Origin of the sequence: Cellulosilyticum lentocellum DSM 5427 (assembly GCF_000178835.2) — a bacterium.
In the GTDB taxonomy this organism is placed as follows: Bacteria; Bacillota; Clostridia; order Lachnospirales; family Cellulosilyticaceae; genus Cellulosilyticum; species Cellulosilyticum lentocellum.
Genome location: NC_015275.1, coordinates 2891274 through 2904021, shown reverse-complemented (window position 1 = coordinate 2904021; position 12748 = coordinate 2891274). Strand labels below are relative to the sequence as shown.

General features: G+C 34.4%; 10 protein-coding genes. 7 read left to right on the top strand and 3 right to left on the bottom strand.

Features of this window, described 5'->3' with window-relative positions; all coding sequences use genetic code 11:
- Position 1: 1 nt before the first annotated feature.
- Both CLOLE_RS13300 and CLOLE_RS13295 read right to left on the bottom strand, forming a co-directional pair.
- Positions 2-1297 (bottom strand): sensor histidine kinase, encoded by a 1296-nt coding sequence (locus CLOLE_RS13300; RefSeq protein ID WP_013657644.1) that lies wholly within the window; start codon positions 1295-1297, stop codon positions 2-4.
- Entirely contained in the window at positions 1290-1970 is a 681-nt protein-coding gene (locus tag CLOLE_RS13295; protein WP_013657643.1) for a response regulator transcription factor, read from the bottom strand. The genes CLOLE_RS13300 and CLOLE_RS13295 overlap by 8 nt, the downstream gene beginning before the upstream one ends.
- Before the next feature lie 130 nt (positions 1971-2100).
- On the opposite strand from CLOLE_RS13295, the gene CLOLE_RS13290 reads away from it, so the two are divergent.
- From CLOLE_RS13290 to CLOLE_RS13270, 5 genes are read left to right on the top strand one after another with little or no spacing between them, the layout of a single operon-like run.
- Positions 2101-4431: an extracellular solute-binding protein gene (locus CLOLE_RS13290; protein ID WP_013657642.1), complete on the top strand. Its 2331-nt coding sequence runs from the start codon at positions 2101-2103 to the stop codon at positions 4429-4431.
- A 15-nt stretch (positions 4432-4446) separates the two neighbouring features.
- Positions 4447-5292: a carbohydrate ABC transporter permease gene (locus CLOLE_RS13285; protein ID WP_013657641.1), complete on the top strand. Its 846-nt coding sequence runs from the start codon at positions 4447-4449 to the stop codon at positions 5290-5292.
- Between the two features lie 9 nt (positions 5293-5301).
- Complete coding sequence (locus CLOLE_RS13280; RefSeq protein ID WP_013657640.1) at positions 5302-6138, top strand: carbohydrate ABC transporter permease; 837 nt, start codon at positions 5302-5304, stop codon at positions 6136-6138.
- Between the two features lie 10 nt (positions 6139-6148).
- Positions 6149-7516: an efflux RND transporter periplasmic adaptor subunit gene (locus CLOLE_RS13275; RefSeq protein WP_013657639.1), complete on the top strand. Its 1368-nt coding sequence runs from the start codon at positions 6149-6151 to the stop codon at positions 7514-7516.
- Positions 7513-8637, top strand: coding sequence for an ABC transporter permease (locus CLOLE_RS13270; RefSeq protein ID WP_013657638.1), 1125 nt, complete (start codon positions 7513-7515; stop codon positions 8635-8637). The genes CLOLE_RS13275 and CLOLE_RS13270 overlap by 4 nt, the downstream gene beginning before the upstream one ends.
- 171 nt (positions 8638-8808) lie before the next feature.
- On the opposite strand, the gene CLOLE_RS23040 is transcribed toward CLOLE_RS13270, so the two are convergent.
- Positions 8809-8976, bottom strand: a complete 168-nt coding sequence (locus CLOLE_RS23040) for a hypothetical protein (RefSeq protein WP_013657637.1) — start codon at positions 8974-8976, stop codon at positions 8809-8811.
- A 509-nt stretch (positions 8977-9485) separates the two neighbouring features.
- Between CLOLE_RS23040 and CLOLE_RS13265 the strand changes: the two genes are divergently transcribed.
- Positions 9486-11594, top strand: a complete 2109-nt coding sequence (locus CLOLE_RS13265; RefSeq protein WP_013657636.1) for a hypothetical protein — start codon at positions 9486-9488, stop codon at positions 11592-11594.
- Positions 11595-11625: 31 nt separating this feature from the next.
- Complete coding sequence (locus CLOLE_RS13260; RefSeq protein WP_013657635.1) at positions 11626-12747, top strand: HEAT repeat domain-containing protein; 1122 nt, start codon at positions 11626-11628, stop codon at positions 12745-12747.
- The last annotated feature ends 1 nt before the right edge of the window (position 12748 follow it).

Here is a 12748-nt window from a genome sequence, read left to right as displayed (position 1 = left end):
ATTATTTTAAAGGAAAAATTAAGCTGAAGGTACAACCACCACCTGGGGTGTCTTGAAGTGTAAGCTGCCCATGATGAAGCTGCATCATTTCATAAGCAATACTGAGACCTAGACCGTAGTGGTTTTTATCATGCCTTGAGGTATCGACTCGGTAAAAACGATCAAATATATAGGGTTTATGCTCCTCGGCAATACCTGGGCCATTATCGATGACTGAAATAGTAAGCTCATGAGGAGTATAATTTAATACGAGCGATACTTTATTGCCAGCCGGTGTATAGGTAAAAGCGTTATCTAACAAAATACTTAAGGTTTGGCGAATACGTTCGTTATCAATCATTAAAGTAGGAACCAAATCATCAGGAAGAATGACATTAAAAATAAGATCCTTTTGCTTACTTAGGGGTATAAAGCACTCATACATATCTAGAACTAAAGTATCTATTTCTGTGGGAGTAGTTTGAATAGACCAATGTTTAGCATCCATATTAGCCAGTAAAAGAAGATCATCAATGAGGTGCTTCATACGTGTACATTCATTATGAATACTGATAGTAAAACGAAGTGTTTCTTGATTAGCGTTAAGTGCTAAAGCCGAGGTATTCGTATGAATTACAGCTAGAGGTGAACGTAGTTCGTGAGAAGCAGCAGCGATAAAGTCTGTTTGCTTTTTTTGAGCAAGTTCAATAGGACGAGTTGCTTGTCCTGAAAACCAAAAGCTAAAAATACCCAATAATAAAAAGCCAATGATGGTAAGCCCTACAAATAGCCATCGTAGAAACCCAATATAGCGATCCATGCTTTTCATGTTTTTTAATAAAATCAAACGAAAATGCCCAACTTCAGAAGAAAAGGTCCCAATAATAGCTAAATAGTGTTCATGCTGGGGTGTTCTAAACTCAAAACTGACTTTGGGAATATCTAAAGTAGAGGTAAATAAATTAGAGGTGCTAAAATGATAGTTAGTCTCAGCAAGAGTAGTTGCTTCTGCAAAAAGTTGAGTTCTAGGCGTAATAGAAGGGGTATTACCTTTAAAAAGAAGAGGAATACTATTATCCTCTATCTTAATTAAAAGCTGATTAGTAGCTTCTAATTTAGATAAAAAAGTATGACTAATACTTCGCTCTGTTTGTAAACGAAAAACGATGCTATTTAACTGATTCTCAATTAAGGTATATTGCTGGGCATTAAATTGCTTTTCTAAAATACCTAAAGAAATCAAAGACATCATAGCTAGAAGCGTTGCCGTAATAAGCATACAAATCTTAGCTAAACGTGTACGGAGTGTTTTAAGCATAAGTAGCCTCCAAAGTATAACCAATGGAACGTAGCGTTTTAATATGTAACTCACTACCAACGGCTTTTAAGCGTCTTCTTAAAAAATGAATATAGTTATCTAAATTACCATCTTCTACCTCTGTATCAGGGCCCCATACCTTAGATAAAAGGAGTTCTCTTGTTAAAGGTTCATTAGGATGTCTTAAAAAGAAATCAGCTAAATCTCCTTCTTTTTTAGAAAGAGAACAAGAACGAAGGGGACCTGTTAAGCAAAGACCTAGCAAGTCTAAGGTAACATCTGCAAAATGGATTTGTTCAGTATTTATCATTTGACTAGGTCTACGGCTTAAAGCGCCAACTCTAGCAATGAGCTCTTCTATGGCAAAAGGTTTGACTAAATAATCATCAGCACCTGAATTAAGCCCAGCGACACGATCGCCTATGCCATCTAAAGCAGTGACCATAATAACAGGGAGCTGGAGATTTAAAGCACGAATGCGCTTTAAGAGGCTTAAGCCATCTAAGCTAGGTAACATCCGGTCTAAAATAACTAAATCATATGTATTGGTTTTTACCAGTTCGAAGCCTTCTAGGCCATCCTCAGAGCAATCGATGTTATAGCCTACATGTTTTAAATGAAAGCAAATGCTTTCAGCAAGTTCAGTATCATCTTCAATGCATAAGATTCTCATCATGCAACTCCTTATTGTGTGATTTTTCATATTATAACACAATTATCTCTAAATTATCTCTAAAATCCTTTGAGGATTTTTAGAGATTGATTTGATATAGTACAGAGTGAAGAAGAAAGGAGAGATAAGAATGTTAAAAAAGAGTTTAGTAGGCATGCTGATTTGTAGCTTGATGTTACTAGCAGTAGTAGGGTGTAATAAAGAAACAGAAACTGCTACAGGAGAAGTAGCTATGGGACGTTACATAGAGGAAGAAGTGACCATTGATGGCTTTATGCCAGAAGCTCCAACATTTTTAGTATCGAATCAAGGTAAACCACAAATTTATCAACAAACAGAAAAAGGTTTTGTTATCTTTGAGGAACAAGAAGAGGGTGTTTGGAGAAAAGTAGAGCCAGCTTGGCTTGAAGTTTTTAATAAGCAATATGCTTACAACTGGATTTCTGCTATGGCTGTCAATGATAAAGGAGAGCCTTACTTTATTATGGTTGGTGATTTAGGAGAACAAGACCCAAATGTAGCACCTGGAGATATGGAAACGAAGGCAGAAAATAGTGATACTGGAAGTACAGAAGAAGCAAACCTTGGGCAGGCAGAACAAGGTGAAGATGGACTAGGCCTTAAAGAAGAAGGCGCATTTTTAATAACTAATGAGGATGGCACAAGTGAAGTAGTCAAAAATACATATACCTATGTTATTTATGTTGAAGGAGATGCTATAGAAACTTGTCAGCTGCAAATAACAGATAGCTTAGGTTATATTATTCCATCTCATCTTGTGATTTTACCTGATAATCAATTAGTGGTATCTGGCAGTATGACTGGACAAATAGGCTATGACCTTAATACAGGAAATGAAGTTAGAAAGTATTCAGAGGCAGATGGGAATATCGCACAGATTAATAATATGCTTTATGCCATTAATTTAGTGGATAAACAAATAGATACTTATAATGAAAATGCAAGTCAAGTAGATCACTTTGTACCTTGTGAAAATGTTGATGAACTTTCAGTTTTATTACCAACAGAAAATAATAATATGTACCTTGTTACTGGTAATGGTATTAGCCACTTTGCAGAAGGCGGAAGTATTTGGGAAGAGCTCATGAGTAGTACAGGACTTTCTTTGGGATTACCTTCTTATAGTTTAGTCAATGCCATAGAAAAAGATGGACGTTTTATTGTGCAGATGACCAATGATCAATATCAAAATGTGATTAAACTGTATCGCTATTCCGAAACCACGCCTACACTACCTACTACAGAATTAAATGCTTATACATTGGAAACCAATAGAACACTGCAAGAAGCATTAACAGCTTATCAATTACAACATCCAGAAGTACGCATTAATGTGCAAGTAGGTCTTACTGGAGAAGAGGGGATTACAAGAGAAGATGCTATTAAAGCACTTAATACAGCTATTTTAGCTGGAGAAGGACCAGATATCATGGTCTTAGATGGTCTTCCAATAGATACTTATATGGAAAAAGGTGTTTTGGCAGACTTAAGTGAAATAAAGGAAAAAGAGCAGATGTTTGAATTTGCAACTGCTCCTTTTCAAAAGGATGAGCAACTTTATGCACTTCCTCTTAGGTTTAAAGTACCAACTATATGGGGAAATCCGGAGGTACTTGATGAAGTAGATAATCTAGAAGAGCTAGGGGCTTATCAAAAAGCACATTCAAAAGAAATGATATTACCTGAGCAGGATTCAGAAGGTCTCATTCATTTATTTGCCGGACAAATGCAAAAAAGATGGTTTAATGAACAAGGAGAATTACAAGAAGAATCATTAATACAGTTTTTAGAAACTATTAAAACCTTTTCTAGGCAACAGGAAGAAGTATCCAAAGGCTATAATACTATGATGGAAAATCGACATGAAGCCATTAATACACAGAATATATTTGAATATGCTTTTGGAAAAAGCCATGTATTTGTAGAGGATGTAGGCAGTATATTAGATTTACTTATTTGCAATGAGGCTAATAAACAAAAGGGGGAAGGTAGCTTTAAAATAGTACGGCAAGAAGAACAGTGTACTTATAAACCCAGTAGTATCATTGGGCTTAATGCAAGTAGCAAAAATAAGATGATTACTGAAGAGATAATGACATTCATATTAGATGAAAAGGTGCAGCTAACAGATACTTTAGAAGGCTTTCCAACTCATGGAGGTGCTTTTGAAAAATGGATTAAAGGAGAAAACACTAATAAAAATGCATCTTATATGTATTCAGTTGATGACCATGACATACTTTTTGTGGAATGGGGACATGAGGAAGCATTACAGGCTTTTTATGAAGAAGTAAAACAAATTAAAACAGCTATACTAGATGATGAGACCCTCACTAATCTTATTGTAGAAGGAAGCAAAGCATACTTTGAAAACAAGGAAAGTGCTAAGCAAGCAGTAGAACGACTGAAACCACAGTTAGAACTTTATGGTAAGGAATAAAGAAAGGATTAGACTATGAAGCAGCTTAGAAAGTGGAAGGGCTTATTATTTGTATTACCGAGCTTATCAGGGGTACTATTATTTTATATACTTCCTTTTTTGAAGAGCTTTGTATACTGCTTTACGGCAGGCTTAAATGACAGGCGATTTGTAGGACTAGCACATTTTAAAACTTTATTTAGTAACGCCAATTATCGTTTGGCTATGGGCAATACACTACTCATTATAGGGGTTGCCCTTCCTAGCTTGTGCCTTTTATCCTTGATAATAGCTTTATTAATTGAAAAGCAACTTGCTAAAAGAAAATGGTTACAGGGACTTTTACTTATCCCTATGGCATTACCAGCAGCTTCACTTATGTTAGTTTGGCAAGATTTATTTGCTAAGGAAGGCATTTTAAATGCAGTTTTAGGTACTCACCTAGATTGGCTTCAAAGTGATAAGGCACCGTGGATTATTATTGGTCTTATTATATGGAAAAATCTTGGCTATAATGTACTGCTTATGATAGGGACACTCCTTACCATGCCAAAAGAGTATGAAGAAGCTGCAGGGCTAGATGGGGCGGGCTTTTTTAAGATTGCTAGTTTTATTAAAATACCTTATTTAATACCCATGCTATTTTTTACAGTGGTTATTTCCTTATCTAACTGCTTTAAAATTTTTAGAGAAGTATACTTACTTCAAGGAGATTATCCCAATAGGAAGCTATACTTATTACAACATTTTATGAATAATCATTTTGCTAAACTAAATTATGACTTATTAACGACTGCAGCTTTTGCTTTATATACAGTCATTTTTACGATTATCTTTTTCGGGGCAAGATGGCAACAACGGTATATAAGAGAAAATGGATAGGAGAAAATAATGAAGAAGTTAAAACAAGGAATGACTTATGTAGGTATGGGACTACTAATAGTGAGCATTTTATTTCCAGTATACTATTTATTTTCTCACTCTTTAAAAGGTGAAGCACTTATTAAGGCGATTTATAGTCAACCTATGGGCTTATGGGAAAGAACATTTCCAAAGCCCTTCTATATCAATTTAGACCAGTATTATCGCCTTTTATTTCGAACACCTCAGTATTTAGTTTATTTTTGGAATACACTCAGAGTTGTTGTGCCCATTGTTATCTTGCAGCTGTTACTAAGTATATTAGCAGCTTTTGGTTTTAGTAAGTTAAAGTTCTGGGGTTCAGAAACTTTATTTTTCATTTATATTATTATGATGCTCATGCCTTTTCAAGTAACATTGGTACCTAACTATATGATCTTAAGTAAGCTTCAGTTCTTAGATAGTTATAAGGCTTTAATTTTACCAGGGGCATTTGGAACCTTTGGTGTTTTTTTCTTAAAGCAATTTATGGAAGGTATAGATGCTAGTTTTATAGAAGAAGGACGTTTATTAGGTGCTAATGATAGGCAAGTGCTAAGTTATATTTTGGTACCTATGTGTAAACCAGTTATTGTTGCAGCAGCAGTTTTATTATTTATAGATTATTGGAGTATGGTAGAGCAGCCTTTGATTTTTATAAGCACTAGAGAAAAACTACCCTTGTCTGTGTATTTATCCAGTCTAGCAATGTCAAATATACATATTGGTTTTGCATGTAGTGTTTTATATATGGTTTTGCCACTCTTATTAGTTATTTATGCCCAAGATGATTTGTCAGACGGTTTAAAAATATCTAGTTTAAAGTAAGGAGAAAGTCATGGAGAAAACACAATCCCTTAAGCAAAAACTAATTCAAGTAATCCTGCTATTTTTAGCAGTACTAATAGGATGTACATTTATTTCGAGAAGCATTTATGAGTATCTATTACCTGTAGTAAGTACTGCTCAAGTTAAAAGCGGCGTTGTAGAAGTGAAGTATTTAGCGACTGGTAAAATAGGCTTAAATGAAGAAAGTTTAAAAAGTCAGCAAGCTATATTGGTACCTTCTATAAGTGGTCAAGTTATAGAAGTTTTTAAACAAGAAGGGGAATTTGTAGAAAAGGGAGAAGCTCTTTGTACTGTACAAAAAGGCGATTATGAGACTGAAGCTAGTAATAAAGCCTTCCAAGAAACAGAACTTACAATTGCATATGAAAGATTAGCAAGGCAGATCGCAAGTAAAGAAGAGGAAGTGGCCCAACTAGAAATTAGCTATGAGATTAAGCAAAAAGAACTAGAACAGTACGAAACGAGTAGCAAGTTAATAGACTTAAAAGAGCAGATTAAAGAGCAAAGAAAATTAGTTCAGGTGAATGAGGAGCTACATAAAGAAGGTCTTATAGCAATCAGTAGCTATGAAGCAGAAAAAAATAAGTTAGCTACTTTAGAAAGAAGCTTAGTAGATGAGGCAAAAGCTATAGAAACAGCGTTAAAGCAAAGTATGCAAGATATACAAAATCAGCTTGCTGAAGTGACACTTAGCCTTGAGGATTTAAAAGAAGAGCAATTTTTAAACAAGCAAAAACAACAACTAATCAATCAGTCTTCTTTAAGTGAAACATTAGTAAGTCCTATGGAAGGATATGTTTATCGCTTAAATGTAGCAAAGGGAGCGTATGTTCAAACTGGGGAGCAGCTTTTAGTTGTTATTCCTAAAGCACTTAACTATGGTTTAAGCTTTGAAGTATCTGAAGAAACAGCTAATAAAATACAAATGGGACAAAGAGTAAGTTTTACTTTTAATCAAATGCGTTACGAAGCTAGTATTAATAAGAAAAAGTTTAAAGAAGAAAATGGACAATATGTAATGACTGCAGAAGTTGAGGAGCAGCTTTTAAAACAAATGCAGTTAGAGCCTACTACTTATAAGACAGTGAGTGTAGAAATAACCAACCGTTCTAGTGAGTATCAGATGATTGTGGATCAAAGTGCCATTAAAAAGGTGTATACTAATGCTTATGTATTAGTAGTAGAGGAAAGTGAAGGGATTGGTAGAAAGGTTTATAAAGTAAGAGAAGTACCTGTGACGATTTTAGAGGAAGGAGACTACAAAGTAGCTATATCAGCTCAGATAGATCAAAACCAAAGGATCATTACTTCCCATTTAGGAGATTTAAAAGATGGGCAGGAGGTAGCACTTAAATGAAGACTATAAAAAAGAGGGGCCTTCTTTGTTTGTTACTATTTATTGGTTTACAATGTTTGAAAATAGGTCTTATTGAAAGCTTACCCCAAGTTTATACTGAGGGAAGAATAGAAATTTACCCAAAAGAAAAGCTGGAAGTAACAAGCTTTTGTGAAAGCGATAGCTATAAAAAGCTTCAGCCAGTTGTATTAAATGAGCAGTCAGTGACATTAAAGGTTAAAAAGGAGAGAGAGCTTGTTGGAAGAGGGACTACCAGCAATCTTCCTATGATGGAACCTATTCAGATAGTAGATGGTGCCTTCTGGGGGGCAGCAGCTGATAGAGAAGGACGAAATGTGATATTACTTAGTGATGAAGTTGCAAAGCAGTATTTTGGCTCCATACAAGTGACGGGAAATGTATGTGAAATAGAAGGTATGGTCTATCAGATTGTGGGTGTGTATCGTAAGTACAGGTACTTTTGGGATTATTGGTTTGACTTAGGAGAGGATGTCATTTATTTTCCTGCAACAAGTACCTTAGGAAAAAAGGCACCGATAAAGGCTGTTATTTTACCAAGTCAAGTAGCAGGTGAGATCATTGAAGAAAAGGCACTTTTAACGCTAGGATTAACCGAGGAGAATAGTGAAATACTGCATGGAGAGGATGTAAAAGCTTCTCTAAGAAGCTTAAAAGTAGCAGCTACAAGTGTTGCTGGAGTTATATTAATATTGTATTGCTTCATGGCAAGCTATAGATGTTTATTGCATCTTCATTTAAACGTAAGGCAGAAAGGCATCCACATTGTCAGCTATTTAATACTCATTCTAATAACTCGATTCTTTTTTTTAAGAGGGGTATATCTGCCTAGTGAAGCTTTACCACCTTATAACCTTTTTGAAATCAGTTATTATATAAAACATTTTAAAGAACAACTTGTAACCTATCATCGTTTCATGCGAATAAGTTTAACATTATTTGAACCTATTTATTGGCAAATCAAGCAAGGTGCTAAGTTAATCAGTCTACTGCAAATCATACTAAGCTTTCCTATGTGTAAATGGCTTGTATTTCAAGTGAATTCATTGCCTAATACCATTTCAAAACTGGCTTTAGTGCTTTCTAAATCAAAAATAAGCTGATTATCCATAAAGAAATGATAGTTAACTATAGCCACAGGACTTTCATGGATTATTCATCTCAAGGCCCCTATATTAGGGGCTTTTAATGGTTTAGAATGACTGTTTTAAAAAAAGACTTGGAGGGTAGGGGATTGCACTAAGGTAAGAGCAGTCTTAGAGTAGGTTGTTACCTTAACACCTAAATAAGAATGTAATCACTTGGATAAAGGCCGAATGACTACCAAATTGATCAAATTGAACACCAGGAATCATGGCTAAAGTATGATTCTCACCCTGATGTTTAGAATACCAGCCTTCAAAATAAAAATGTTTTTTATAACTACCATGATAATGTTTCACTGGGAAAGCACCTCCATGTAGTCCATCGTTTTACATGTTAAGGTTTCCAAAATGAAATATAATTATATAGATAGGACGTAGGATAATGATGAGAGAGAAAATTGGTATTTATAGTTAAGTCAGTGAAGAGTGAAATATACATATTTATAAAATAGTCATTATATTAAATGGTGTAATATACTATATATCTTTATAGTTATTATTTGAAAGGATTTAGAAAAAGTAACACAAGTACTTGCTAAAATACTCAAAATAAATATGATTTCTAGGGAGATTAGGATAAAGTATTATAAAAATATCATAATGAACAAAATCTATCATAAGTAAAATATAAATATAAACTAAGTTAAAATATCAAATAACATTAAAGTAAAAATAGTACGTTAATTTATTCGTTTAAGGGCTACGAATGCTTGAAAAATCGAAGTTTTAATTCTTTTTATTTTACATCCTATTTCAAACAAGAGTTTGTTATAATGAGTCGTTAGGAGCACAAAAGGAGAGTAAAAATGAAGAAGTATGTAACAATAGGGATTGTGCTTTTATGCACAGTATGGCTTATAGGAGAAGTAATTATGAGACAAGAAAGACGTCCTTTATTAAATAAAGAAGAGGGTGTTAGTCAGGTAGCAAGAGCAAATGGAGATTACTTGGAAATTTCTAAAGGGGATAATTGGGAAAAGCTGTTTCTAAAAGGTGTTAATTTAGGAACAACAAAACCAGGTTATTATCCTGGTGAATTTGGAGTTACTAAAAAAGAGTATTTAAAGTGGTTTCGTCAAATTCAAGAAATGAATGCTAATGTGATCCGTGTGTATACCCTTCAAATGCCAGCTTTTTATGAGGCCCTAGCAGCGTATAACCGTAAGGCAAAAGAACCACTTTACTTATTACAAGGTGTCTGGATAGATGAAGAGTTAATGCAGGAAAAGATGGATGCTTTTGATGAAGAACTTATGGAAAGCTTTAAGCAAGAAGTGAGTAACATTATTGATGTACTACATGGGAATGCAGAGATAGAAGCTAAAAAGGGAAGGGGTTATGGCACTTATAACCAAGATGTTTCACCTTATGTAGTAGGTTATATTTTAGGAATTGAATGGGATCCTTATTTTGTGGAAGCAACTAATCAGTTACATGAGGGTAAAGGAGACTTTACAGGCGAATATATTTATACACAAGAAGCAAGACCTACAGAGTTATTTTTTGCCCAGATGCTAGAGCATACCATTGCTTATGAAACAAGAACCTATCAAATGCAAAAACCAGTAGCTATTACTAATTGGTTAACCACGGATCCATTTGACCAAGCTAATGATATTGACGAAGCCAATCGTATCGTTACCATAGATACAGAAACAATTAAAAGTCAGGATACTTTTAAAAGTGGACTATTTAATAGCTATCATATTTATCCATACTATCCAGATTTCTTAAACTATGATCCTCAATATATTACACCTGCCAAGGAAGATGCACAGGTAAATAGTTATAGAATGTATTTAAAGCAGTTAAAAGCTCACCATACAGGACCAGTCATTGTTTCAGAGTTTGGGGTACCTACATCTAGAGGAATTACTCATATAGATACTCATCGTGGTTTTAATCAAGGGCTGGTGAGTGAAAAGGAACAAGGGGAGATGAATGCTTCTATGTTACAAGATATCTATGAGGAAGATTATGCTGGTGCTATTATTTTTTCATGGCAAGATGAGTGGTTTAAAAGAACATGGAATACCATGGATTTAGATGAAGCAGATAATAGAGCTTACTGGCATGATCGCCTAACTAATGAACAATGTTTTGGACTTTTAAGTTTTGAACCAGGAAAAGAAGGGGAGGGCGTTTTTTTAGATGGGAAGGTAAATGATTGGGATAAGAAGGATTTGGTAGGAAGAGCAGAGGACCTATCTTTATATATGAGAAGTGATGCAGCTTTTGTTTACTTAAGGATTCATAAAGATCAATTGGATTTATCAAAAGAAGAACTACTTATTCCTATTGATATCACACCACGTTCAGGTGCTTATGGATTAGAAGGCTATGAAGTCACCTTTAACGAAGGTACTGATTTTATCATTAAACTAACAGGTAATGAGGAAGCTAGTTTATTGGTGCAAGACTATTATGATGCATCTGCTTACTTAAATGAAAAACCTGAAAAACCAGAAGCGACAAGTCAGCATTTTAACGTTTTTAGTCAAGTTGTACTGGGAGAATCCATGTTTCCATTGACAGGAGAAACGATACCTCTAAAAAAAGTGGAGGTTGGTAAGTTGCGAGCAGGAAATACCAATCCTGATTCAGAGCAATATGATTCTTTGGCAGATTTTATAGTCGTAGGAGATGAAATTGAAATGAGAATTCCATGGCTGATGCTCCAAATTTCTAATCCAGGAAAGCATCAAGTCATTGATGATTTTTATCAGACAGATGAAATCAATCATATAACAGTAGAAGAAATGAAAGTAGGTATTTCCGTTATAGAAGAAGGTAAGATGAGAAGCCAGCTACCCATGCTACCTTATCGTTGGGAAGGGTGGGATTTGCCAGTTTATCATGAGCGACTAAAAAAATCTTATGAGACAATAAAAAAATCTTTTGCAACTATTTCTTAAAGCTAATAAATAGTAAGGAGGGTGAGAAAATATGACAGCCGTTTATTATATGGGGCTTATACTTGTTTTGGTTGCGATAGGCGTATACGGATATGTACATTTGAGTTATAAGCAGGGTAGCAGCTTTTATAAGAGAATAAAATATTTAGAAGACTCAATAGAAAAAGATTTATATGCGTTTAAACAAACAGGTAGATGTACTAATAAAAAAATAAAGCAAAGCAGTCAAAAGCTAAAAAAAAGGGAGCATAAGCTTGCCTTGCTGACTTATTTATTGGATAAGGTAGAGGAAAACCAAGATAATGTTGTATGGATTCGACAAAGTGAGATTGTAGCTCCTTTTATAAGAAGTAGTTCCAATAAAGAATTTAATAAGCTTTTTAAATTACAGTGCATAGAAAAGTTTGGAAGCTTTGAAGACCAAGTTTATATAGAATCTTTAGCTTATGACGATTCTCTTTATATTCGTATCAGTCGTTTAAAAGCTTTAGCAGCTATAGGTGCTACTGAAGCTTTACTAAAAGGGATTAAACAATTAAAAATTGAAGAACCCACTATGGATGATAAGATTCTCATTGAATGTTTATTAAATTATAGAGGAGAAAACGTAGCATTTACTAAAGAAATGATATTACAGCTAGAAAATCAAGATAAGCAATTGTCCCCTATTATGATTGCTTATTTTACTTTAAAAGAAGAAGCAGCAGTGGCTAGGTTAGTAGAAATGTACCTAGTGAGTAATAGCAGTACTATCCAGCTTAAATGCTTATGCATTCTTTACTTTGAAAAAGTGATCTCTAAGTCTGCAGAAGATCATTTAATAGCTCATTTAGCTCATGAGCATGAAGCAATAAGAAGGTTAAGTGCTAAAGCTTTGAAATATTATCAAGATTCAAAAAGTATGTTAGCTTTGAAAAAAGCTATAGACGACCCTTCTTATAAAGTAAGAGAAAGTGCAGCTAAAAGCTTTTATTACAGGATGAATCAAAAGCAAAGCTTGATTAAAGAACACCAAGTCACCATTCAGAACTTATTAGAAGCGGTATTGATAGATGAAGCGCAATTAAAAGCTTATATCATGACGGAAGAAACGAGAAAATCTGAAGAAGAATTAGAGCGCTACCGTCAATTTTTATTAGAACAAATAAGTTAGG

Bases quoted from the DNA above. Each gene is read 5' to 3' on its own strand.
- CLOLE_RS13290 (WP_013657642.1), top strand. From the start codon at position 2,101: ATGTTAAAAAAGAGTTTAGTAGGCATGCTGATTTGTAGCTTGATGTTA.
- CLOLE_RS13265 (WP_013657636.1), top strand. From the start codon at position 9,486: ATGAAGAAGTATGTAACAATAGGGATTGTGCTTTTATGCACAGTATGG.
- CLOLE_RS13295 (WP_013657643.1), bottom strand. From the start codon at position 1,970: ATGAGAATCTTATGCATTGAAGATGATACTGAACTTGCTGAAAGCATT.
- CLOLE_RS13270 (WP_013657638.1), top strand. From the start codon at position 7,513: ATGAAGACTATAAAAAAGAGGGGCCTTCTTTGTTTGTTACTATTTATT.
- CLOLE_RS13285 (WP_013657641.1), top strand. From the start codon at position 4,447: ATGAAGCAGCTTAGAAAGTGGAAGGGCTTATTATTTGTATTACCGAGC.
- CLOLE_RS13300 (WP_013657644.1), bottom strand. From the start codon at position 1,297: ATGCTTAAAACACTCCGTACACGTTTAGCTAAGATTTGTATGCTTATT.
- CLOLE_RS13275 (WP_013657639.1), top strand. From the start codon at position 6,149: ATGGAGAAAACACAATCCCTTAAGCAAAAACTAATTCAAGTAATCCTG.
- CLOLE_RS13280 (WP_013657640.1), top strand. From the start codon at position 5,302: ATGAAGAAGTTAAAACAAGGAATGACTTATGTAGGTATGGGACTACTA.
- CLOLE_RS13260 (WP_013657635.1), top strand. From the start codon at position 11,626: ATGACAGCCGTTTATTATATGGGGCTTATACTTGTTTTGGTTGCGATA.